16 protein-coding genes are annotated in these 25,206 nt (G+C 47.0%); 6 read left to right on the top strand and 10 right to left on the bottom strand.

The annotated features are described in order from the left end of the window. Positions 1 to 55 precede the first annotated feature (55 nt). From R4537_RS03575 to R4537_RS03545, 7 genes are all read right to left on the bottom strand, one after another. Positions 56 to 6,244: a non-ribosomal peptide synthetase gene (locus R4537_RS03575; RefSeq protein ID WP_071178781.1), complete on the bottom strand. Its 6,189-nt coding sequence runs from the start codon at positions 6,242 to 6,244 to the stop codon at positions 56 to 58. A 120-nt stretch (positions 6,245 to 6,364) separates the two neighbouring features. Further along, positions 6,365 to 7,630, bottom strand: a complete 1,266-nt coding sequence (locus R4537_RS03570; RefSeq protein WP_000009951.1) for an MFS transporter — start codon at positions 7,628 to 7,630, stop codon at positions 6,365 to 6,367. Positions 7,631 to 7,634: 4 nt separating this feature from the next. Further along, the gene (locus tag R4537_RS03565) at positions 7,635 to 9,578 is read right to left on the bottom strand and encodes a TonB-dependent receptor (RefSeq protein ID WP_033932125.1); all 1,944 of its coding nucleotides are present in this window, start codon (positions 9,576 to 9,578) and stop codon (positions 7,635 to 7,637) included. Positions 9,579 to 9,719: 141 nt separating this feature from the next. Continuing rightward, positions 9,720 to 10,691, bottom strand: a complete 972-nt coding sequence (locus R4537_RS03560) for a helix-turn-helix transcriptional regulator (RefSeq protein WP_001147209.1) — start codon at positions 10,689 to 10,691, stop codon at positions 9,720 to 9,722. A gap of 156 nt (positions 10,692 to 10,847) precedes the next feature. Beyond that, positions 10,848 to 11,822 (bottom strand): helix-turn-helix transcriptional regulator, encoded by a 975-nt coding sequence (locus R4537_RS03555; protein ID WP_001089506.1) that lies wholly within the window; start codon positions 11,820 to 11,822, stop codon positions 10,848 to 10,850. 370 nt (positions 11,823 to 12,192) lie between these two features. After that, positions 12,193 to 12,711: a hypothetical protein gene (locus R4537_RS03550; RefSeq protein WP_000914963.1), complete on the bottom strand. Its 519-nt coding sequence runs from the start codon at positions 12,709 to 12,711 to the stop codon at positions 12,193 to 12,195. 250 nt (positions 12,712 to 12,961) lie between these two features. Continuing rightward, positions 12,962 to 13,360, bottom strand: coding sequence for a YgiW/YdeI family stress tolerance OB fold protein (locus R4537_RS03545; protein ID WP_000831416.1), 399 nt, complete (start codon positions 13,358 to 13,360; stop codon positions 12,962 to 12,964). Between the two features lie 256 nt (positions 13,361 to 13,616). Here R4537_RS03545 and R4537_RS03540 point away from each other — a divergent pair, with 256 nt between their 5' ends. The 6 genes from R4537_RS03540 to modC all read left to right on the top strand — a co-directional run bounded on the left by R4537_RS03540 (position 13,617) and on the right by modC (position 23,028). Continuing rightward, a complete protein-coding gene (locus R4537_RS03540) occupies positions 13,617 to 13,874 on the top strand; it encodes a hypothetical protein (protein ID WP_175463850.1) in 258 nt (85 codons plus the stop codon). A gap of 471 nt (positions 13,875 to 14,345) precedes the next feature. Continuing rightward, a complete protein-coding gene (dsr2, locus tag R4537_RS03535; protein WP_217631773.1) occupies positions 14,346 to 17,945 on the top strand; it encodes an anti-phage defense-associated sirtuin Dsr2 in 3,600 nt (1,199 codons plus the stop codon). Between the two features lie 1,045 nt (positions 17,946 to 18,990). Then, on the top strand, positions 18,991 to 20,445 hold the full coding sequence (locus R4537_RS03530; RefSeq protein ID WP_000759054.1) for a cobyric acid synthase: 1,455 nt from the start codon (positions 18,991 to 18,993) through the stop codon (positions 20,443 to 20,445). A gap of 11 nt (positions 20,446 to 20,456) precedes the next feature. Further along, positions 20,457 to 21,215 carry a molybdate ABC transporter substrate-binding protein gene (modA, locus tag R4537_RS03525; protein ID WP_071178778.1) on the top strand — a complete coding sequence of 253 codons (759 nt, stop codon included), beginning with the start codon at positions 20,457 to 20,459 and terminating at the stop codon, positions 21,213 to 21,215. A gap of 3 nt (positions 21,216 to 21,218) precedes the next feature. Further along, positions 21,219 to 21,914: a molybdate ABC transporter permease subunit gene (gene modB, locus R4537_RS03520; RefSeq protein ID WP_057644583.1), complete on the top strand. Its 696-nt coding sequence runs from the start codon at positions 21,219 to 21,221 to the stop codon at positions 21,912 to 21,914. A 13-nt stretch (positions 21,915 to 21,927) separates the two neighbouring features. Beyond that, entirely contained in the window at positions 21,928 to 23,028 is a 1,101-nt protein-coding gene (gene modC, locus R4537_RS03515) for a molybdenum ABC transporter ATP-binding protein ModC (RefSeq protein WP_071178777.1), read from the top strand. Positions 23,029 to 23,192: 164 nt separating this feature from the next. Here modC and R4537_RS03510 read toward each other — a convergent pair whose 3' ends face one another. The 3 genes from R4537_RS03510 to R4537_RS03500 form a co-directional block, all read right to left on the bottom strand. Next, the gene (locus R4537_RS03510) at positions 23,193 to 24,446 is read right to left on the bottom strand and encodes a hydroxymethylglutaryl-CoA reductase (protein WP_071178776.1); all 1,254 of its coding nucleotides are present in this window, start codon (positions 24,444 to 24,446) and stop codon (positions 23,193 to 23,195) included. An 86-nt stretch (positions 24,447 to 24,532) separates the two neighbouring features. After that, the gene (locus R4537_RS03505; RefSeq protein ID WP_032471978.1) at positions 24,533 to 24,823 is read right to left on the bottom strand and encodes a hypothetical protein; all 291 of its coding nucleotides are present in this window, start codon (positions 24,821 to 24,823) and stop codon (positions 24,533 to 24,535) included. Between the two features lie 56 nt (positions 24,824 to 24,879). After that, positions 24,880 to 25,041 (bottom strand): hypothetical protein, encoded by a 162-nt coding sequence (locus R4537_RS03500; protein WP_071178775.1) that lies wholly within the window; start codon positions 25,039 to 25,041, stop codon positions 24,880 to 24,882. Between the last annotated feature and the right edge of the window lie 165 nt (positions 25,042 to 25,206).

Raw genomic sequence — 25,206 nt, 5'->3', positions numbered from 1 at the left:
TTGCAGGGTGGTCAGTTTCGCCACCCTGTTGTGCATTTGATAGATTCTGTTCACGTCAAGCGATATGGGGGGATGACGTGGCTCGTTGACGACGGTTGGCTTTTCGATCGCTCATTCTTTGTTGCCTACTTTTCAATGTTTCGTTTGAGCTATCGACCTTTTCCGCCTTCGATAACCAAGCAGCGAGTAAAGCTGGAGAGGGGTAGGCAAAAAGGTCGGTAACCGATAGCGGCATCGCCAGTGAATGTAAGGCGGCGTGTAGTTGAACCAGTTGCAAAGAGTTAGCCCCCGCATCAAAGAAGTTTTCTCTTTCGCTGATCGGTACATTCACAATCTGCTGAAACTGTTCGCGAATGGTCAAAATGGTTACCGGGTCGCCGCCGACTGGGGGCAAGATCGCTGCGTAGTTGTCAAGCTTGCTTGGGCTGGGAATCAATCGACTTACCCCTTGCGGTGCGGGCACCAGCAAGTTTAATGGCCGTGACCAAGCCTCTGGTTGAGTCGCCAGCGTTTGCAACAGAGTGAGGTACTGGTTGAACATCTTTTCCAGTAAGGGCTGAGGCAATAATTCCCCGACGGCATCCCAGTTGAGGCAGAGTTGTCCTGAAGACTCATAGACTTGGTGATCCAACCATACCTGAGGGGTTTGTGATAGACCTCCTACCGGTTTAAGCCAACCCGAATCAGAGAGGAAATCGCGCTCAGAAGTGCCCAAGGCACTGGTAAACACCACAGGCATAGTGGCGCTGGTACGCTGCTGCTGACGAGCCAATTCACGCATCACCCATACCGCAGAAACTTGGCTGTGTTTGAGATCGTTGACCAGCTGGTGTTGTAGACGCTGGAGGCTCGCGAGCCAATGCTGATCAGGATGCCATGCGAGCAGCAGTAGGGTGGTGAAATCGCCCATGATCTGCCCAATATTTGGATGGACATCAGGTCTATCAAATAAAGTGAGGTTGAGGGTGAGTGCTTGCTGGTCGCTCCAAGCGGAGAGGACACTGGCGTATGCATTGATCAAGAGAGCCGATGGTGTGACTTGGTGTCTGGCGGCCAGCTTTTTCAAAGCTTGCCACTCTTGTGGAGACAGTGAGCCTGCGGCACGAATAAACTTAGGCTTGTGAATCTGGTTTGGATCACTTTGAAGAGGCAAAGCCGGGGGCGCAGGTAGATCGGCCAAGCGCTGCAGCCAATATTTTTTCGCCGCTGCACGTGTTTGCTCGGTGACCGCTTGTTGCTGCCATTCAACATAATCTCTAAAGGTGATCGCAAGCTCTGGTAAAGCAAGGTCGGGATTGTGGTAGAGCGCTTGCAGCTCAGAAAAGAAGATCTGCATGCTCAAGCCATCGAGCATCATATTATCGAGATTGACAAAAATCCGCGCCTCGCCGTGGGAAGCGCTAACCGCCTCAACCGTAAACAGCGGCCATAGCGCACTATTTTTTACCTGATGGGCTAATGCATCACGCAGGGCATTGGCTTGAAAACCATCAATATCATCCAATAAATGACAAGTCAGCGTAAAAGCAGGAACCTGAATCAAAACTTGCTGTTGATGATCACGCACTACGGCACGGAGCATATCGTGGCGCTGGATTAAGCGATTCATCGCTTGGTTAAAGCGCTCAACATCCAGTTGTTCAACTCGAAACTCAATAAAGAATTGAGAGCTTATTTCTCCAAGAGCAAAACCAGACTGACGGCCAACCCAATAGGCTTGCTGCACTTCCGTCATTGGGAAAGGCAGAAAGCGCCGGCTGGGCTGTGCGATTAAAGGAGCAAGTGGACTTGATTCATCAGCCGTCATTTCAATTAGGCTGGCGGCGAATTGTGACAAAGTGGAATGGCTAAACAGAGCGGTTAAATCCGCTTGATAACCCTGTTTGCGTAATTCCCCCATACAACGCGTTGCCAGTAAACTATCCCCTCCGATCAGGAAGAAATCACTGTCGGCTTGTAAGTCCGATCGATGAAATAACGCCTGCCAGACTTGGGCGACGATTTGCTCTTTGGTGGTCCGAATGGGTTGAGATTGTTCTTCCTGACGGTGGGTATCACGAGTGGATTCCATTAACGCTTTTCTATCGACTTTGCCATTTGTAGTGAGTGGCAGAGATTCAACAAAGGTAAAGCGTTTAGGCACCATATAAGCTGGTATGAGTGAACTGAGTTTGGCAGATAATTGGCTACTATCCGGGCTGAGCAAGACATGCTGATTTCTGAGCACATAAAGGCGTTGCTCTGCCGCCAACAGACTGTGTTGTACATGCAGTTTGGCGAGCGCAAAGTGGGTAGCGAGCTGTTGGGCCGATAAAAGAGTCGGGGCCTGCTGTAAAACCTGAGCACTGATCAAACTGGCCTCAGGTAAGCTTGCCATCTCATTGACCAACAGCATGCCTTCCGGCTTAAGTAATCTGGTGATGTGTTGCAAATAGTCAATAGGGTTGGTTTGGCGGTGCAACACATTATTCAGTAGCACTACGTCAGCTTGACCAGCCAGTGTATCCAGATGAGTCAGTGAACCATGTTGGATTGTGACATGGCTAAAACGTTGTAAACGTTGTGCGGCACGTTGGGTGAAGCTTAATGAAGAGTCTAAGGCATAGTAATGCACCTTTTCAGGACCGAGCGCAGAGCAGATATGCTGTGCCAACAAGCCACTGCGCGCTTCGGTTTCAATCAAGACGATTGGTCTGCACAGTTGCTCTGCCAAGCTCGATATCGCCTTGATTGTGTTTGACAGCAAGGCTTGAAACGCTGGCGTTTTGAAGAGCATCACCTCAGGCGCAAGATCTGTCTCCAGTATCACAGAAGGGTCTGCTTGGCCGGTGATGATTTGTTGCAGCAGTGGGCTGACTTGAGAAAAATTTGTGCAAAGTGCGCTGGTCTTTGGTTGTGCACTAGATTGAGAAACGAGTTGATAGTAGTGTTCAGCGCCTTGTTGCTCGGTGGTGGCGTAACCTCTAGAGCACAGCAGTTGCCACCACTGCTTAAAGAGTTCTAAATAGGGTGCACAGACACCATAAGATTGGGCGAGTTTGGCTAAAGGTTGAGCTTGCAGGCTATTAGGCAGCGTCTGTAGTAAATGCCAAGATAAGAAATCCGCAACCTGAGAACCGGTGTCCTCAATGTCGGTATTAGGCTGCATTTCGAAAAGCGTTGCATAATCTTGTGGCAGCCGTGGGTCGGATTTTAATTGCGAGCAGAGCGTGGTTCCTTCGAGCACCACCACACATTCCAGTTGTTTATCTCGGCTGCCGGCGAGCTCAGTGGCCAGAGTGATGCCATGACGCACACCTTGAATACGATTCAAGGCTGCATCAATCTCTCCTAGCTCAATGCGATGCCCCCCCACTTTGACTTGGTTATCCTTGCGGCCAAGGAACTCAAGAGTACCGTCAGGCCAATAACAGCCCATATCTCCTGTACGATACCAACGTTGGATTTGATGGCTATCTGGACAAACAGCATGAACAAATTGTGTTGCTGTTCGCGGTTCATCATTCCAGTAACCTTGAGCAACCCCAAGACCCCCAATCCAAAGTTCACCTTGCACCCAATCTGGGCAGTCTCGGCCAGCCTCATCCACCACTCGATAAGCTTGATTGGTCAATGGGTAGCCATAAGGGATGGATCGCCAGTGCGGTTCAACGTGATTAACCAGATATTCGTTTGACCAAATCGCCGCCTCCGTTGCGCCGCCCATGGCACTGAAGGTACCGAGCGGACGGAAAGAGCGGTAGCGGCCGGGTAGCGAGAGATCAATCCAATCACCAGAGAGCATCACTGTTCTCAGTTGTTGCGGTGTGTTGAATTTCATCCCCTCGCAAAAAGTGAGGAACATGTCGAACAGCGCAGGCACACTATTCCAAAGCGTGACACTATGCTGCGTGACCAGTGAATTCCAAGCCATAGGATCACGAGTTTGCTGCTCTTTAGGTAGCACTAAGGCTCCGCCGGCCGATAACACGCCGAAAATGTCATAAACCGAGAGGTCAAAATGCAGTGCAGCAACGGCGAATATTCGATCGGTATGGCAAACACGATGACGTTGGTTGATATCAAGACAAGTATTGAGCGCAGATTGGTGGGAGACTACCACCCCTTTCGGTGTCCCGGTTGAGCCGGAAGTGTAGATAATATAAGCCGCTTGCTCGGGTTGACGTGAGTATGGCGATGTCTCAAGAGCAATATCGCCATGGGTTTGCCAATCAATGTGAGTGGCAGAGCTCCATGCAAACTTTTGCGCGCAGGTCTCACAGCGCAGCACAATGCGTACATTAGCACTCTCTTCAATCGCTTGACGACGGCTAAGAGGCTGATTAGGGGCAATAGGGACATAAACACCACCGGCGTGCAAAATAGCCAAAACGGCAACGATTTGTCCAACCCCTTTTTCCATACTGATGGCGACATGCTCACCACTTTGCATTCCAGCGTTGAGCAGTGTCTGGGCTAGCCGTTTGGCTTGGCTTACCAGATCGTTATAACTTAGGATTTGTTCCGCAGTGATAAGGGCGGTGTTGCTTGGGTTGGCTTGCGCTTGCTCAAAAATTCGCTGATGCAGTAAACCCTGAGGCGGCTCACTAGAGGTCTGATTACGTTCAGCCCGGATTTGGCGTTGGCTGGTCGGAAGCAAGTCTGGTAGGGGTGACCGCCATGCTGCTTGTCCTTGTAGTGTATGCTCAACCAACTGAATAAAGGCGCTAAACAGCGTATCCAGTAGACCTTGTGCAAACAGTTCATCCACCCCATCCCATTGCAGTGCAACACCGTCACCTTGCTTAAACGCGACAAAATCGAGCCACACTTGTGGAGTTTGTGAAATTCCCCAACCGAGTTCACCTAGTGGGCTATGGGTATCATCACCAAATAGTGAATGGTTAAGATTACTGGTGAATACGATAGGAGCTCCGTAAGGATTGCTACCATGGCGTTTTAACTCACGCAACACCTCAACGCCAGACACAAAACGGTGTTCATAAATCTCAGCAAAACGTTGTTGCTGGGTTTGGCAAAGCTCAGCCAGACTGGCTTGGTTAATCTCGGTCGGTAAGAGCAGAATGTTAGTAAAGTCCGCGAGCATCTGCTGGACATGCTGGTTAAATGGGTGACAGTCAAATAAGGTTAGATTGAGCAACAACTGGCTTTGCCCACTCCAACGTGACAATACTGCGGCAAACAAAGTGGCAAGAGTCATGGTCGGTGTGACTTGATTGGCGGCACAGAGCGTTTGCAGTTGTTGCCACTGAGTTGGATTTAACCAATGTTTACGCCGATGGAAAGTTGGTTTTTTAACTAAGGATGGGTCCTGCACTAAGGGTAAGTTGGGCGCAGGCGGCAGCAGAGGCGATTGCGTTTGCCAAAAATCATTAGCCGCCTTCTTTTGCGCCGCAAACTCTTGTTGTTCCTGCTGCAAATAACTGCAAAAGTCATAATCGGAAGTATGAGTAGGCAAGGTTTGGTTTTGCAAGAGTAGCGAGAGTTCATTGAAGAACAAGCTAAAGCTGGAAGCATCCATTACCAGCAGATCAATGCTGACATACAGACGCTGCCGCTCATGAGTGAGTAAGGCAATTTGAAAATCGAAGGTTTGCCCATGTTCTACATCCAACACTTGATGGCTCAATTGTTCACGAAGTGTGAGCATGGCTTGTTCAGCGTCATCATCGGTTAAATGGCGTAAGTCGTGCACCGTAATATGGTATGGAGCGTTAGGCGCTTTCCAGCATTGAGTTCCATCATTGTGGAAATGCACACAGAGCATGGGATGGCGCAGACGTAATTGATTCAGTGCCTGTTCAAGCGCGGAGATTTCAAGGCCGAGACCATTAAACTCCTGATACAGATGACAACCATTGCCACCTAAGGCTTGCTGTGGATCACGGCCGACATAATAAGCCAGTTGTACCGGGGTCATGGCAAAGGGTATGCCCTCTTTCATGGTGGGTAGCAAGTCAGGTTGGCGTTGTTCACTGACCGCGTCAGCATTACCTGTGAGATTACCAGCAAGCTTGCTTTGAATAAGCTCACCAATTTGTGCCAATGTTGGATTCTGGTATATCTCTTTTAGAGTGAGTTTACATCCGGCTCTGCGACATTGATTTACCATGCGCATCATCAACATCGAATCGACCCCCAACTCAAACAGATTGTCTGTTGTACTGATCGTGTCAATGGAGAGGCCTAATGATTGGCAAATGGCCTCTCGAAAAGTGGATAAAATCAGGTGTTGTTCTGACATAAGACATCATACCCCGGCAAATTTTAGGCAAAACGCTCCCGCCTGATGAACCGTGCCATCATGCAGAAAGTGGATGGAATAGCCCGCGTTACCGCGAGCGAAGTTTAGAAATTAAGCGTGTTAAGAGACATGGCAAATATCCTTATTGCCTAGCCTTAGCTGGTAGGCGTGAAATTGATAGAGTGTGAGTAGGGCACAGAGAGTAACGCTGAATGTCAGCAGGTAATGAACTTGGTAACCAAACTGAGCAATGATCCAGCCACACAGCATCGCCATTAGCATTGCGATCAGCATATCCATGGATTGGAACAGAGAGAAATCAACCCCCGCTTGATCACCATAGGACCAGTCCATCATTAGGGTGTAGAGTGCAACAAATTTGGCGGCAACCAACACTGTGTTTAATACATACAGCCCCTCTAGGCCGTAGGTGAGTGGCGTAATCTGTGCTGAATAGGAATAGAAAGTAAATCCGGCATACAGTAAGGCTTCTAACGCAAGGCAAACGAGTACCATGCTGATGGCGCTCACTTTTTTCATCAACCAACCACTTAGCCCAATCCCGATAAATGCAGTGATAATGCCGCCACCAGCCACCAATAAACCAAGCGCTTCAAGCTCAACGCCGTGATCGTACAAAAAAGGCATCATCATCGATTGCACACCGCGAGTACCTAATTGGCAGAGTGCCACCAATCCTAAACCTAGCGTCACCTTAGGATTGGTCAGTGCCGATTTGAGTGAAGGACGATGCGTAGGATGAAGTGGTTGTGATGTCTTGGACTTGCCAAATAGGCGGGCGGTCGGTAGCGACATGAAAAGGAGCAATGCCATCAGTAGCAGAATGGCATTTTGCCAACTGACACTGGCAGTCAGGTAAATGAATAAGCCGCCACCAAACACGGCGCCCAGATAAGCCCCACCCACTTGCATCACATTGCCAAAGCGTCTTTGATCGGCAGGTAACACATCAACCGCTAAGCCATCCGTGGTGATATCAGCAAAGGTTGAAAGTAAAGCCAACGTGAGTACACCAACAAATAACAGCGTTTGGTCACTGATCACGGCGTTAAATGAGAAGGCTCCCAAAACCAGCAGCATACCTGTTTGCGCCAAGCCAATCAGGTAAGCGTGACGAGTCAAAGTAATGCCCTGTTGTCGAATGCTCTCCACATACGGTGCCCAAAGAAATTTCAGCGCCCACGGCAGCATGGCTAAGTAAAAAAGACCAATTTGAGAGGTAGAGACGCCTTCTGAACGTAGCACTGCAGGGAGACCCTGCAGTGTAAACATACCAATCAGGCTTTGGGTGGTATAAACCCCCGCTAACAGACTGAGTAAAGAAGCTTTGCTCAGCGTAGAATGTTTGGCTGTTTGAAAACTCATCCTATTACCACTCAAGTTTGATATTGAGTCCGACTTCACGGCCGACCCCATAGTTACTCAAGGCGACGCTGGAGTTTGGAATTGGGTACGAATAGGTTTTGTAATCTTGGTCGGTCACATTATTGCTAAACAGGCGCATCGAGAGGTGTGGGTTTACTTGGTACTGAATGGCTAAGTCGACTAAGGTATAACCCGCTTGCGACAAGGTATTTGTTTCATTGAAAAAGACGCTTGAGGTATAGCGAGCATTCGAGGAAAGGGATACTGCACCATTAAACCAAGCTTGTGGTAATACGTAGTCTATCCCCGCCACCAGTGTGGTTTTAGGTGCGTACGGTAGTGTGTTCCCCTCAATATCGTGATTCCCCGATTTGAAGCTTGACTCACCGAAAGTGCCGCCTAGATTCAGGGTTAAATCATCTGTGGGATAGAAAGCGAGCTGCAGCTCTAAGCCTTGGCTTTGCGCTTCCCCTAAATTGCGCAGCACTTGGCTACCAGGATTCCCAGTATAGAGTTGAATATCATCCGTTTTTATCCAATACAGAGCCCCACTCAGGTCAACCATATTGTTAGCTAAGCGAGTACGCCAGCCCAACTCTCCATTGAGGGATTTCTCAGCGCTGTAGCCATTTTTATCACCGCTACTGCGTGGCTGTAAACTGAAGCCTCCTGGGCGATAACCACTTGATATAGAAGTAAATACTCTAGAGTTCGGTGTGATTTGCCAACCTAAAGCGGCTTTGGGGGATAGGGTGTTTTCTGATTTATTTTGTGCGTAAGCATCAATCATCCAAGACGGATTACCACTGTAATCCGCACGAGTCGAAAGGTGAGTGGCACGCAGCCCTAAAGTGAGATCAATCTGTTCATTGAGCGCATAAATGGCTTGACCAAACAGAGCGTATTGAGTTGCTTCAACCTGATTGGTTGCTTGAGAGCCTACGCCAAGTTTTGCATCGAAGTCGCGCTGTTCAAAATAAGCGCCAATTAGGGTAGATAAAGCATCGCTGACTTGCGTATTGGCGCGTAGCTCTTGGCTAAGAGTATTTTGGTCTTCTTGCCAAGTTCCACCAATAAACTGACGGTAGATGTTACGGTTTTGATAAGCCGTAACACTGGTCAATTGAGTCTCACCTAAATCGTAACCCATTTGCAGCGCGTAGCTATTAACGATACGTTTGAGCTGAGGGATCGCTTGGCTCGTCATTTTTTGGTCAAATTCAGCTTGGGTGAGATACCACTCTTCATGGCTATCCAAGTGACTATTAGCGATGGACAACGTTGCCGTGAACGGTGAGTGGTGTGGTAAATAGTGTAGGCGAGCTAAACCACTGAATTGTTCGCTATCGTTAGCATCTTTGCGCTGAGTGGGGAGATGGTTAATATTACCGTTGTCTTTGATGGCGCGCAGCGCAATATCCGCAGAAAGTGAGTCATTCAGTGACAGAGCTGCCGAACCATTCAGTTGTTCATTAAGATTACTGTAGCTCGCACTGGCCAGCGCCGAAGTTTGTCCGATGGCCTTGTTGGTGATGATATTGATGATACCACCTTGAGCATTACCACCGTATAAGGTGCCTTGTGGGCCTCTTAGCAGTTCAACGCGCTCAACATTGACCAGTGGCTGAGTTAAAAAGGCGCTATCTTGCAATACACCATCGACATAGACGCTAACGGTGGGGGAATAATAATCAGGTGAACTGATGCCGCGAATCGTTGTGTTGGCATAAGTACGATTACCGCGAGTTTGGATCAAAAGCCCGGGGAACACTTTCTCCAAATCTTGGACTTGATCGACTCCTGCACGCTCAAGCTCTTCCGCCGTTTTGACCAACACCGAACTATCAATACGGTTCAACAGAGTCGACTGCTTGCTTGATTCGATAACCATCACATCGTAGCTGGTTTCGCGAGCGAAAGTGCTGGAAGTGAACGTGGTTAATGCCATGGCTAAAGTCAGTGGTGAAAGTGTAAGGTTGTTCCTGGACATTAAGTCTGTTTCCTTTGGTGATCATTTTAACTGCATAGTGCCGATCGGGCTTTTAACCGGCTAACTGAATAAGGCATAAAAAGCGCGTGAAGCGACGTTTTATGAGGTTTTTTTGATAAGTGCGTTAGGCTGACCTGAGCTCTGTAGGCTTAAAAATGTAGAAGGTGTACAACCAAACTCTTTTTTAAAAGCCGCGGAAAAATGGCCATGATTGGAGTACCCCACCTCATGCGCAATGTGCGAGATGGTATAGTTTTCTCCGTTGAGCAGTTCAGCCGCTCTGGCCATTCTTTGTTGGGTAATATATTGATGAATTGTGGTATTGAGCTCCTTGCGAAAACCTTGTTTAAGAGAGGTTTCATTGGTGCCTACTCGGCGTGCGAGCTCAGTAATCGTTGGGGGGAGTGTGTATTCGCTATCAAGAATTTCAATCGCACGTTCAAGATGCGTATTACCATCATTCTGTGGATGAGCCGTGTCACCGCCGAGCAGATAACGAACGGCATCACTAATGAATGAATAACAAAGCTGTCGCTGGATGGCGCTGCTATGACCCTGTGGTTCGGCAAGTTTGAGGGCAACAAATTGCAGCGTACTGGGGGTGGGTTTGAGCAGAAAAAAGGGCTCTCTATGTTCTAAAGCGGGTTTCAGCTCACCACCCATTTGCATAATATTGATATATTCAAGTAACAGAGAACGCGGTACTTGTAGCGCGAACAACTGAGTAACCTGAGGTTGGTAGCGACAAAGCCCATGCCGAGTATCAGAATAACAAAGTGCCATGCTATTGGCCGGAAGAATTTTCGCGCAGTTAAGGCCATTAATCTGGTAATACACCGCATTCCCTAAATTCAGCATAATAGTCACACTGTCGTATTCGGTTTTATCGGCAGTATCGAGCTGAGTGGGGATTTCAAATCGTCCTCTAAATTGACTCAGCACCATATCATCATTAAGCAAACTGCAACGTAACGAAAATTCGCACTGTTCATGTTTGAAAATGATATTGCCATTGGTCTGTATCGATTCTTCCAATAAATCCAAATTAAAGGGAATGCGGTAGTAGGGCATAAGTAACAGCTATTTGTTGGATTTGTGAGAAAAGTTATCATTATCATGATTGCGTGTCCATCAAGCTATTAATACCCGCTATTCAACTGCTCAACAAAAAAACATATTCAACAAAACCAATACACATTACCGCTTATACATAATGCAACCTGTGCATTATGTGGTCTGGCCATTTTTTCTGTATTGCAGAGGATTGACCCCAAAATGTTGTTTAAACAGCTTACTGAAATGCGAAGGACTGGTGTACCCCACTTGGTAAGCAATATCGATAATCGGTTGATCGCTGTGGCGTAATACTTCGGCCGCAATTTTCATGCGCGTATGCTGAAGAAGCTTAGAAAAGGTCGTATTGAAAAGCAGTTTAAAGCCACGTTTAAAACTGGTTTCATTAGTGCCCACCTGCCGACACAGCTCGCCGATACTCCAATTTTTTTCAGGCTCTGAGGCCATCATGGCGTGTGCTTGGCGTATACGGTTCAACGTTCGGTTGGAAATCGAACTCGAATCATGGCATTTTTTATCACATTGTATGCTATCGAGTTTGCTGAGCAGCTTAGCCAAGCATTGATAAGCTTGAGATACCGCATACAGATTCTCAGTACCGCACTGCTTGCTTAATCCAACCTGCAGCTGGCTAATGAATTTTTGCATTTCAACTCGAGTATCAAACACAAAGCGACGCTTTTCCGTCAAAGGATTAATTCCATTGGCACGTAAGCTGTCACCCATTTGTTGATAAATAGAGGCCAAAAATTGGCATTCAAAACGAATATCGGCGATTTCGACATAACTGCCTGTTTCACTGATGAACACATCGTCAAATACATTCGCAGAAAAGATCAGTACGCTTTTACCTTGATGCAAATTCATAGGGTCGCACTCTTGACTATACCAAGTCAGTTGATCGCCTTGAATTACCGTCAGCAACCGTAAACAGAACTGATCTACATTGGCGTGAATTTGAGAAGAAGCGCATCGACCATAGCCAGAGAGGGTATGAATATGACAACCAAGGCATCCACCAAAAGACTGACAGACAACGGGTTGATGCACAGCCAGTAGGTTGGATTGATGGCTTGAACAATGGCTGGTTAATCGGATGGATTTAGGTTTTAAGTCAACGCTATTCATTTTAAATTCCATTCAATAATGCATGAGTCAGATCTACTCTCAATATTGCGTCTGTGTAATGAAAAGCGTGCCAGGTTAATAAATGGTAAGTTTTATTCGGTGTGTGCATTGTTATTATTGATTTTATAAAACTGAAATTTATTCTGTGATTTTTAGTGAGTGGCGTCTGCTCAATTCGGAAGTGATTTTTTATCACTCTTGGTCGGAATTGAGTATCTCCAAAGGCAGTTAGGCGGCAAATTGAAGTCGAAAGGGCTGCAAACTTCGAAAACACCAGAGAGATAGGATAAAGAGGTGCAGGCGGCACCTCTAAAGGTTGGTATAGCCTTGCTTAAACGGGAACGTTAAGCTGGGAGCTCAAACAGAAAGCTTAAAACTGGAAGCGAACGCCCATACCGACTTGTGGTCCCCACACACCCGCATTACGCGCTTCAGCGCTTAGCGAAAGTTGATCGGTTGAGTGAAAACGCACTCCAGCGATAAATACCGAATGGTCATCTAAACGGCCAAGTCTTAAATGTCCTTCCACCTGATTGGTGAGCCACGCACGAGCGCCAAGGTTGAATTCCAGTTGAGTATCCTTCTCGCCGCCCAATTCTTTAGGCATACGAATGTTGTGTACCAACATCTGCCCATACACATCGGCAAATTGATTAATCGGGCCATTAAAACCGATGCCGCCTGCGATATCCCAATCACTATCCAATTGAGAGTCAATACGAGCAATAAAGTGCGAGTTATCGGTAAAGTAGGTGCTCAATTCCACACCGCCAGATTCAGGGTTCATTGCGGTTCTGAACTCAAGAAAATTGTAGTTAAAGTTATTGGCAAGGGCAGGAGTGGCAAGAGTAAGACCCAGCAGCAGGCTCAGGTGCGTTTTTTTCAGCATAATGACGTTGTCCGCAAGCAATCAAATAGGTGGCAAAGATACCGTAACAAGAAGCAAATTACAGGCCATTTATTTCAATACCTTGCTTTTTGAAGGCTTTTTCGTCAAAAAATTGAAGGAGAGAAAGGCGCACCAGCCAAAATATAAAAAGCGGAGCGAAATCGGGTAAGTCAACCTTGGAGAAAAAAGTACAGCGATGTCCGAAAACATCGCTGTGTTACAGAATTATTTACAGCCTCTTGCGCAGCGATTACAGCAGCTCGATATGATCCACTTCAATCTCAGGCGTGCGGCCGTTTTCAAATTCCCCAAACAGGCGCACTTTGGTTTCTGGCGTGAGCGTTGCGTTCAGGTGAATATCATCATCCAGCTCCACCTGAATTTCGTTGCTGCCATCAGAGAACATAAAGGTGTCTTTGCGCAGTTGGCGAACCAAATTGCCTTCCACCACGACTTTCTTCTCCATAAATGGGTTGGATGAATCCAGCAGCGATTGCACCTTCACCACTTCTACAGGGCCTTGGAACTGAACGCCTGCTTGAGTTTGGTTGTCGCCAATAAATTTAATGTGTTGCGCGTTATCCGCCGCGATAACCAAAGTGGGTGCCAGAATCAGAGCAGAAGTCAGAGCGATAATAGTACGTTTCATGGTTTTTCCTTTTTTCATCAATGTATCTCGAAGGAGACTGTTTGTTGTCTTGATGTGCCTATTAAACGCTATCGGATTTGAACCAATACTGAGGCAACGATTAATATTCGGTTCATTTTTTAGGGCAGGATTTATCCAACACTTCGCTCTCAATCTCAGTCGCCATCTATACTAGAGATAGAAATGTCATTGTGCGTGGGGGGAAGAGATGCGAACTCAATATAAGGTGCTGATAGGTGTTATCTTGTTTTTTCCTATGATCGCCTTCGCCAAAATTAACATGGCGGAAGTGAATGCCTACGCTTACGAAGGATTGGCCGATATGTGCGCCAATTCTCGCCATATCACTGGTGAGCAGCAGAAAGAACTGCAAGCGATATATCTAAAAACCAAACACGCCCGCCAAAAAATCTTACCCGCCAATAACGATTTTGCTCACTACGCCGCCAAACAGTTATGGGATATTCACACCACTCCGCACTATGAAGAGTGCATTGCTCTCCTCAAAAAATAGTCACAACCAGCCCAACAAAGCCAAAACGAAAAAGCCGCCCCGAAGGGCGGCTGAAAGTGTGCAAGCAAAGGTGTTAAGTTGAACCTGTCGTTCAGCACAAACCTTAGACTGAATACTTGCGGCGCTCAACCCTGTCGTGTATAAAACGTGAATAGCAACTGTATTCATATGTAATTGTGGTATGTATTAGTTGCAGGTGAGGCATTGTTGAGGGTGATGGGTTGGGGTTTGAAAGGTGTGGCAGGGGTATGCAAAACGGAAATGCCCCGTTTCCATTCAGATTTATTACGCAATCAGAACCTCCTCATCTGTATTTGACCAAATTTCTCTAATGCATCTATATGTGTTTGGTTGACTATCAATGTAGCACGCATGTATCTACTGATTCAGTGGTTAATCCCCCCTGATTTCTATGCTGTAGCTAAATGAATGCTGCAATAACTCAGTTTGAGTGGTAACAAAATGGAGCTTATGAAAAATATCCCTACCTCGATTCAGCCATATTTAGATGAGATAGCTCAATGTCTTTGGAGCAAAAATGCATCGATAATGATAGGTGCTGGCTTTAGCATGAACGCGAAAGCGATGTTTGAAAATGCAAAACACTTTCCAAGTTGGCAAGATTTAGGGAATGTTTTTTACGAGAAAGTACGAGGGGAAAAGATAGCTCATTCAAAATATAATTTCTTTGACCCACTCAAGTTAGCATATGAAGTCGAATCAAATTTTGGCCGCCCAGTTTTAGACAACATCTTGCGAAACAATATACCAGACAGTGATTATAAGCCGTCAGAATTGCACCAGTCATTATTGAGCCTACCTTGGACGGATGTGTTTACTACGAATTATGACACCCTATTAGAGCGAGCTGCTGAATCCGTAAATGAACGCAACTATAAAGTAGTAGTCCATAAGGATAATTTGGTTCATTCAACACCACCAAGAATTGTAAAGCTTCATGGCTGTTTTTCTGCATCAACGCCTCTAATCATTAGCGAAGAAGATTATAGGACTTATCCTCAAAAATATGCTCCATTTGTTAATACTGTACAGCAAACATTACTAGAAAATACTCTATGTTTGATAGGTTTCTCCGGTGATGACCCAAATTTCTTAAAATGGATCGGTTGGATTCGAGATAATTTAGGTACTCAGAATGCTCCAAAAATCTATTTGATAGGTGTATTAAATTTATCAACATCTCAGGAGAAAGCACTAGCACAGTACAACATTACGTGTGTTGATATGTCAGTCTGTGAAAGTGTTGGAGAAAAGGATCATCAAGCGGGAATTGCTGCGTTCATTGACTACTGCGAACAAAGGAAGGAAGCTGAAACACAGAAGGGTTGGAAACTTAGCAACGAGTTGACCCACTCTCGTTTTAGCTCTACCAATCCACCTCAAGAAAATGAAGCTGAGGAAGAAATCTCGCAACTCTTATCGTTGTGGGAAAATGAAAGGCTTTCTTATCCTAATTGGCTAGTTGCACCAAATGAACTGAGACGCAAATTATGGATCTACACTAGAGATTGGTCTTCTGTTCTTGTTCAGAATCCACCCATATCTATTCCTCTGCTCAAAAGTTTTATCTACGAGTTTTTATGGCGTAAAGAAAAATCGCTGTTACCAATTTTTGATAATGAAGTGGAATCGATTTGGCAAGCTATAAGTTCGGAGTTTTCAGGCGATAGTACTTTTGATGGGGATGCTCTCTACATTGCACTGGCCCTTTTAAGGTACTACAGAGAGGAAGGCAAAAGTGATGAGTGGCATTCACTATTCAACCAACTTGAAGCTCATTATTCAGGTCAACGCGATAGAGACTACCTAACTTATGAGAGAGCTTTATTTTTGCTGGTAGATAACAAAAGTGTTGAACTGACGGATCTGCTGTCCACTTGGGGAGCCGGAAATTCATCAGCAATATGGATGTATCGTAAAGCAAGCATTTTGGCTGAAATAAATAAGCTTACTGATGCGCAAGATACATTAGAGCAAGCCCTTATAAAAACCAGACGTAAGATAAATGCAGGCACAATTATAGTTGACTATGCAAATGTATCTCTAGAATCGTATATATTGGTATTATTAAATAATGTAAATCATGCAATATCCATTAGGGCGAGAAATTGGACTCCAAAACCGAAACCTGAGTATTTAGAAAGATTGGAAGAGTTGAGACAGTTTCAATGTAATCCTCTTCAAGAGATACAACTCTTAGAATTAGAAATAAAACACAACCCTACACCTTTTAAACCTGTTGCTATTACACATGGCTTTGATATTGGTAGCCGAAAAACGACACGATTTTATTCTAATGAGAATAAAGAGGCTTTAAATGCATTTCGGCTGTTGAGGTTCTTTGAGGATACATCTTTACCTTTCAGCCTTCCCTACATAAATATCGGTGTTAATGGAGCAAATAATGCGATAGAGAGAATATCTAGAATTGCTCCATATTGGTCGATGACAACAATGCTTCGAACTCGTAACAAAGAGAGCTCAGAGTTAATATTTACCCGAGAAAGTTTATCTCAATTTGAATCTGGTTTTATCGATAGTCTTGCAAAAAGATATATTGAATTGTTGAGTGCATACTTGAATGATGAAAATAGCCTATATGAATATGGGCTTATATTACCTGAAGTTCTTTCACGACTTTGTTGTAGAGCAACACTAGCTGTTAAGGATGAGATAGTAGATTTATTATTGCAAATCTATCGCATTAAGAAGCCTCGTAATAAGCTACAAAGCGTAGACAAGCTAGTACAGAGGCTAATTGTATCGTTCAGTGATAACGAGATTTTTAATCGAATAGGTAAAATAACTAAAATTGCATATCATGCTATTTCAGACGATGTAAGCGAGTTGTCCTCTTTTGATTACCCTAATCCATTTGACTTTTTTCTTGGATTGTCCTCCTTAAATATAATATCAAAAAATCATGACGTGACAGTCTCTAATGACATGGTAAAAGCTTTATTGTCAGCGCTTGACTCTGGAAATAATGAAGCTAGACGAGGTGCTAGTAGAACATTGTTTACTTTGAATGACTTAGGGCTTTTGAATAAAAACCAGATTAGGAGCTTTTTATCGAAACTGCTTTCAGATAAAGATCAATATGGGCTACCTCAAAATACGAACTACTACAAATCTGCGTACCTCAGGATTTATTTAGGTAACATTGAAATAGAAAAAAATATCCGAAAGTACTTGCTTGATTTGTCACCTTTAGTTCAAGCGAATACTGATAATCCCAATTCATTTAGTATTTCTGGAAGAGCTGATCTATTCACAAAAGAGCTGATCATATGCAGCAAGAACATAAAATTTAGCAATGAGGAACTCCATCAGTATGCTCAAAAGTTAATAGAGTGGTGGAAAGCTGATAAAGCTATTTTTGAAAAATATTCTACTGATAGCGAAATCATTATAGAAATGAGAAAAAGATTCTCATTGTTTGTTGAATCTTTAGACGTAGTGATCATTCAAAATGAACTTGTTGAATATCAGCACTCGCTTCAACAAATGATTAGTGAATTTAAGGTGAAAGGACTAGATTATTTACGTTTAAAGGCTGTTGCGATGAATTATCTTCCATTTGATAGGGTGCAATTTATAAATGAAGTAGAAGAGTCACTATCAAGTTTTGAAGAACAACAAGTTATTGATGCATTGAGTGCTTTAAACCAATTGTTATGTAAAGATGACAAGCTCGATTCTAAATGCATAGATGTTCTTTCTACATTTATAAAGTACTCAAGGGGACAGTATTTATCGAATGCATTTCAGGTTGTAATTAACATTATTTATGAAAAACGCACTTATCTTTATTCTCAGTTTGAAAATACTGTTTTGAGCGCTCTTGGCAAGGTTTTATCTGGATTTGACCTACTAGATTTTGAAGAGCGTTTGGCATTAAGGAGTTGGTCTGCAAAGCTAGCAAGTGACCTCAATCTTTATTATGTTTCAAATGGAAAAGATGTTCCACCTGTTCTTCGCTTGTGGGAAGAGAATTGTCATTCACAAAAAGAATTTGCTGAAATTAGAAATCGATGGAAGGATTATTAGATCATTTTACGAATGTAGCGTCTCTATAATGTCCCGATAAATTAACGAGTACAATAGTTAATGGTCGTAATGTTGGTGTGTCATAGCCGTTGTTATAGGGGTATTTTAAATAACATTCTGTACTCGAGAATGTTAGATTAACCATGCTTGTGCTAATTCGTGAATAGCTAATTTAGCAAAATCACTGACACGCTTTTGTCCATAAAGGTGTTATCCCAAAATCAGCAATAAACTCCAAGCGACCAGTAATCCAGTTCCCTCCCCTTTTAGGGGAGGGTTAGGGTTGGGTATTTTAGTTTTCGCTGAAGTTTGTATTTTCCACGTTTAACTCCTCTGGCTCGAAATACCCCCTCCCAACCTCCCCCTAGAAGGGGGAGGAGCGTGAAACATTTGAGTTTTGTTGAAGTATTTATTTTCCACGTTTAACTCATCTGGTGCGAAATACCCCCACCCAACCTCCCCCTATAAGGGGGAGGGGCGAGTGATATTTGAGTTTTGTTGAAGTATTTATTTTCCACGTTTAACTCATCTGGTGCGAAATACCCCCACCCAACCTCCCCCTATAAGGGGGAGGGGCGAGTGATATTTGAGTTTTGTTGAAGTATTTATTTTCCACGTTTAACTCATCTGGCGTGAAATACCCCCTCCCCACTTCCCCCTATAAGTGGGAGGGGCGAGCGATATTTGAGTTTTGTTGAAGTGTTTATTTTCAACTATTTAACTCATCTGGCGCGAAATACCCCCACCCAACCTCCCCATAGAAGGGGGAGGGGCGAGTAATATTTGAGTTTCGCGGAAGTATTTATTTTTCACTATTTAACTCATTTGGTGCGAAATACCCCCACCCATCCTCCCCCTAGAAGGGGGAGGGGCAACGAAACCTGTATAAAACGCTTTCCCATTAAAAACAGCAAAGTACCAGACGCTGACCGTATTGAGGTATGCTAACGCCTCTTGGTTTTCGAGGGGCGAGGTTGCCCCTCTGGTTAACGTGGTTGCGGAGTGTGCGACACTGGCGCACTCCAATCCATCATTAAGTGATTGCATGAAAAAATGGTTAATGGTGCAAGGCACCACCTCAGATGCGGGAAAAAGCGTATTGGTTGCCGGTTTGTGCCGAGTATTGGCGCGCCGCGGCATTCAAGTTTGCCCTTTCAAACCTCAGAACATGGCGCTCAACAGCGCGGTAACGCCTGACGGGGGCGAGATAGGCCGCGCGCAAGCGGTACAAGCGCAAGCCTGTGGTATTGCGCCGAGCGTACACATGAATCCGGTGCTGTTGAAACCCAATTCAGATACGGGCGCGCAAGTGATTTTGCAAGGCCGCGCCTTATCCAACATGGAAGCCAACGCTTATCACGACTACAAAAAAGTCGCGATGGATACAGTGATGGATTCCTTCCAGCGCCTGCAACAAGAGTATGAAGCCATCATGATTGAGGGGGCGGGCAGCCCTGCGGAAATCAACTTACGTGAGAATGACATCGCCAATATGGGCTTTGCCGAAAAAGCCGATGTACCGGTGATCATCGTAGCGGATATAGATCGCGGCGGCGTGTTTGCCCATTTATACGGCACCTTGGCGCTGCTTTCTGAGTCTGAGCAAGCGCGGGTAAAAGGCTTTGTGATTAACCGCTTTCGCGGCGACATTGGCTTGCTGCAATCGGGGCTTGATTGGTTGGAGCAGAAAACCGGTAAACCTGTGATTGGTGTGTTGCCTTATCTGCATGGTTTTGATCTGGAAGCCGAGGATGCGATTGCCGCGCAGCAAAACCTGTCGGCGGATCGCCAATTGCGTGTGGCGGTTCCCGTGTTTACGCGCATCAGCAATCACACCGATTTTGATCCGCTGCGGCTCAATCCCAATATCGATTTTCGTTATGTTGGGCAGGGCGAGTCACTGTCGGGCGCAGATTTAATCATCCTCCCCGGAAGTAAATCCACCCGTGCTGATCTGGCTTATTTACGCTCACAAGGTTGGGATAAAGAGATCCTCCGTCACTTGCGCTTGGGCGGCAAAGTGATGGGCATTTGTGGCGGTTTTCAAATGCTTGGAGAATGGGTACATGATCCGCTTGGTATTGAAGGTGAGGCTGGCAGCAGCGAAGGTCTGGGGTTGTTTGCGATGCAAACCGAACTGACCGCCGAAAAGCGCCTCACTAACGTGCAAGGTCATTTGACCTTAGATGGCCAAACCGTGGCCGCGCAAGGTTATGAGATTCATGCGGGGCGCTCAAGTTGGGCAGCCGATCAAAAAAGCCCGATTATACTCAGTGATGGCAGCTTGGATGGGTTAGTCAGTGACTGTAATCAAGGCTTTGGCACCTATTTACATGGTATTTTTGACCGCCCTGAAACGGCGTTGCGCATTTGCCAATGGGCTGGCGCAAAAGAGATTGAAGCGTATGATCACCGAGCGGCGCAGGAGCGGGCGATTGACCGTATTGCGGATGCGATTGAACAGCACCTCAACCTCACGCTTTTGTGGCCTGACTTATAAGGAACATGCCCATGTTGACACGAATTCTGCTCCTGCTGTGTCTGGCGCTTAACGCGCCGCTGGCGAGCGCGAAAGAGACACTGCACATTTACGCGGCCTCATCGATGACCAATGCCGTCAATGCGTTAGTGGCCGACTACTCGCAGCAGCATGATGTGAAGCTGGTGACGGTATACGGCGGCTCTTCTTCGCTGGCGCGTCAAATTGAAGCGGGCGCACCTGCGGATCTGTTTATTTCCGCCAATGAAGAGTGGGCGGATTACTTAGTCGAGAAAGGCTTAGTGAAACCGAACAAGGTGGTGACGTTGGCGGCGAATAGTTTGGTGCTGATTCGCCCGACTGCGCAGCCGGTGGCAAGTTTTGAGCTGCAAGATGCCGCGGCTTGGCAAGCGGCCTTGGCCGATTCTCGCTTCGCGGTAGCGCAAGTGGATGCGGTGCCTGCGGGCATGTATGCCAAGCAAGCGCTGCAACATGCGGGGGTGTGGCCTGAGCTGGAATCACGCCTTGCGCAAACCAATAACGTGCGTTTGGCGCTGGCGTTGGTCGAGCGTGGTGAATCGCCGCTTGGCATCGTGTACAAAACCGATGCGATGCTCAGCGATAAAGTAACGATCGTGACGGCATTTTCAGCGCAGTCTCACCTGCCGATCCGCTATCCATTGGCGCAATTGAATGATAAAGCGGCGAGCGCCGAATGGGTGGCGTATTTGCGCTCAGACGCCGCGCAGCAAATCTTGCAACGTTTTGGTTTTGAGTCGGTGAGTGAGTAATTGATGGGGCTTACCGATTACGAATGGGCGGCGCTGGCGCTGAGTTTAAAAGTGGCAGGCTATGCGACCTTGTGGTTGTTGCCGATAGGCATTGTGCTGGCGTGGGTGCTGGCGCGCACCTCTTTTATCGGCAAAGGACTGATTGATAGCTTGGTGCATTTGCCCTTGGTGCTACCGCCGGTGGTGATCGGTTATTTACTGCTGATCAGCATGGGGCGGCAGGGGTTTATTGGTCAGTGGCTTTATCAGGTGTTTGGGCTCAGTTTTAGCTTCAGTTGGCGCGGTGCGGTGCTCGCGTGCATGGTGATTGCGCTGCCCTTGATGGTGCGCTCGATTCGTCTCAGCCTTGAAAGTGTCGATCAAAAACTTGAGCAAGCGGCGCGTACTTTAGGCGCTTCGCCAATGCGGGTCTTTTTTACCATCACGCTGCCATTAACCTTGCCGGGAATACTCACGGGCGTCATGCTCGCGTTTGCGCGTAGCCTTGGCGAGTTCGGTGCCACCATCAGTTTTGTCTCCAACATTCCCGGTGAAACCCAAACCATCCCGCTTGCCATGTTCACCTTTTTAGAAACGCCGGGTTCAGAAATGGAAGTGGCACGCTTGTGTGCGATCTCGATTGCCATCGCGCTCGGCTCGTTATTTATCTCCGAATGGTTAAGTCGGCGTATGCAGCGCCGCTTAGGTTTAACGTCATGAGTGGGTTAACATCATGAGTGAAGTGATTCTGCAACTGCAAAAGCGGTTGGGTGAAACCCAACTTGACGTGGATTTGCGTTTACCCGCCGTCGGGATTTGCGCGATCTTTGGGCGCTCTGGGGCGGGTAAAACCTCCCTGATTAACCTTATCAGTGGGTTAACCACGCCCGATGTGGGCGAAATTCACCTCGCCGGGCGCACGCTCTTTAGTTCATCACAAGGTATTCAATTGCCGGTTGAGCAGCGCAAAATTGGCTATGTGTTTCAAGATGCGCGACTGTTTCCGCACTATACGGTGCGCGGCAATCTGAATTACGGGGTGACTCACGCTGATCCTGAATACTTTGCCAGTGTGACCCGCCTATTGGCGTTAGAGCCGCTCCTTGCGCGTTATCCTCGCGATCTTTCCGGCGGCGAAAAGCAGCGCGTGGCGATTGGGCGAGCGCTACTGTCAAAACCCGATTTACTGCTGATGGATGAGCCGCTGGCCTCGCTCGATATGCCGCGCAAAAAAGAGGTGATGCCGTTTTTAGAAAACCTCGCGCAGCATTTTCGGCTGCCGATCCTCTATGTCTCGCACAGCATGCAGGAAATTTTACGCCTTGCGGATCATCTGGTGGTGTTGGAGCAGGGCAAGGTACTGAGCGCAGGGCCGATTGAGCAAGTTTGGTCATCCAAAGCGATGCGGCCTTGGCAATCATTCAGTGAACAAAGCACACTGTTTTCTGCCACCGTAGCCAAACATCACCAAGTCTATGGTTTGACGCAAGTTCGCTTGGCGGAGGAGGTGTGGCTTTGGGTGCAGCAAGTGGAGGCGGACGTAGGCAGCAGCGTGCGTATGCAGGTGCGCGCCAATGATGTGTCGATAACGCTGGATAAACCGACCGCAAGCTCGATTCGCAATATTTTGCCGGCTCGTATTGTCGCGATTGAGCACCAACAGCCGAGTAAAAAAAGTGTCTCGCTCAAGTTGGAGCTCGCGCCACACTGCTACTTGTGGGCAGTGGTGACGGAGTGGGCTCACGCCGAACTCGCGCTAGAGGTCGGTATGCCAGTCTTTGCCCAAATTAAAGGGGTGAGTGTGGCGCAGCGTGATGTGATTTTAACGAACTAACTGATGGTTATCCCCTTTCTTTGAGCCCCTTTCTACTTACAACACCAAGCAGAAAGGGGACAGTCGCAGTACAAATTGAGGTAACGGTATACGCTCAATGTGCTCAATGTGCTCAATGTGCTCAATGTGCTCAATGTGCTCAATGTGCTCAATGTGCTCAATGCTCAGCGTGCGAGCTTATGGTGCGCACGGGAAAAATGTCCCGCGCAAAATGCCCCGACGATCGATAATTCACCGGCTAAACAGAGTGCTGCGGCCACTTCGGCTAAGGCTCGTGCGTGGCCTTGCCCGGCCAATCCCATCAGCGATAAACAGGCGTGTTGGCTAGGGAGATGGGTGCCGCCGCCAACGGTTCCGACCATCAAATTAGGCAGGGTGACACAGGCGTATAAACCGCCGTGAGGGTGGATCTCCATGCGCGTCATCCCTATTGCGGATTCGGCTACACACGCGGCATCTTGCCCACACGCAATATAAAGCGCGGCAAGGGCATTGGCGTAATGAGCATTCACACCAATCGCGCCGCTCAGTGCGCCGCCCACTGTCGTCATTTGCCCAAATTGCACCATCTGCTCTGGCGTGGTGTGGAGATACTTTTTGACTAACTCGGCAGAGAGATGCACCTCTGCGCTGACTTTTTTGCCGCGCACGCTGCGCAGTGTATAACTATTGGCTTTTTTGTCACCGGAGAGATTGCCATCAAGAAAGGCTTGCACTGGCGCAACCGGTGAGTGGCGCATGATGAACTCAAAAACAGCGTGAGTGGCGATCGTCACCATATTTTGACCGCTGGCATCGCCTGTGGTGTATTCAAACACCAGATAGACGTGATTCCCTTCGATATTGACCTGAATATCTTTCAGTTTGCCGTGCGCGGTGGTGGACTGCGCTATTTCTTTCATCTGCTCAAATTGGCTGGTCACCCAACCGACAAATTGCCCGGCTTGCGCCAGCGAAAGAAAGGCAAACACGGGTGTGCGAGTCACCCCTTCATTGAGCAGTAGCGCACTTGCGCCGCCTGCTGCAGTGATGAGTTGGCTACCACGATGGTATGACGCCACTAACGCCGCTTCTGTGGTGGCCAGCGGAACCAAATAGTCCCCTTGTGCATGGGAGCCGTTAATACGCAGTGGCCCAGCAATACCGACAGGCAATTTCACTGTGCCGATGAAATACTCGATATTTTTTTGGTAGGCCTGCATGGTGCGCTCGGTTTGCTCATCCAAAAGTAGAGCTTGCGCTTCGGGCGCGGCGAGTTTTTGCCAACGCTTCATCACTTGTTGCTCGGTAAGAGCCGGGCTTGGCGTTAGGCGGACACTGGGTCTATCAAATCGGGGAGCAAGCTGATCTATCAATCTATCGGGAGCTAGCGTCGCCACATCTGGCGAATAAAGAGGTTGCAAAGCAAGCTTAGGCATAACAGTTCTTGGTATTGAGTTTGCTGGGCATTGTAAAGCCAACGAGGTGAATTTCAACGCGAGGATAAAAAAGCTTACAGTTTGGCTTAAACACGCACATCCAACATGGTACCGAGCATATCTTGGTCACGCTGGATCAGGTTTGTTCCAATTCGGCTGTAGTGCGAGGCTTGATTAAGGCTATTGAGCGCATCAATGTGATTGGCATGTTGCTTTTTAGGTGCGGGAGGCGCAGGTTGCAGCGTGGGGTCTATCGGTTTTCCGACGGTGGATTCAACGGGTAAGCTCGCCTGTTGGATCTCGCGCGCCGCATCCTCCATCATTTTGGAAGAGTGCATGACCATGGATGAACCATTAGAAACTGCTGATACGGACATCGCGCTTACCTCATCGTTACGGTTAAAGTTTAGTCGTATCGCCTGAGTTACTCAAGTTAGGAAAACAGATGCGCAATCGCATCGCGCTCTTCTTCGGTGAGCAACGCACTCTCATTTTGATGCAGCGAACGATCGATTTCCCCTTGCAGAGCGCGCAACTGCTGCGGGCTTAATTGGCTCAGTTGTGATTTCCAGCGTTCAAATTGTTGAGGGCTCATTGGGTGTTCCGGTATTAACAAATAGAGGTCTTTGTTGAGACGTCTTCGACAATCGGTGCTCATGGTGTTGCTCCCTGTTGCCGCATTGCAATAAGCGAAAATTAGCGCTGAGCTGCTGGTTTCTTGTCCGAAAAGTGTCAAGGTTATCAAAAAAACTGGTGATAT

Origin of the sequence: Vibrio paracholerae, from assembly GCF_037672085.1 — a bacterium.
In the GTDB taxonomy this organism is placed as follows: Bacteria; Pseudomonadota; Gammaproteobacteria; order Enterobacterales; family Vibrionaceae; genus Vibrio; species Vibrio cholerae.
This window is presented reverse-complemented; position numbering and strand designations above follow the sequence as displayed.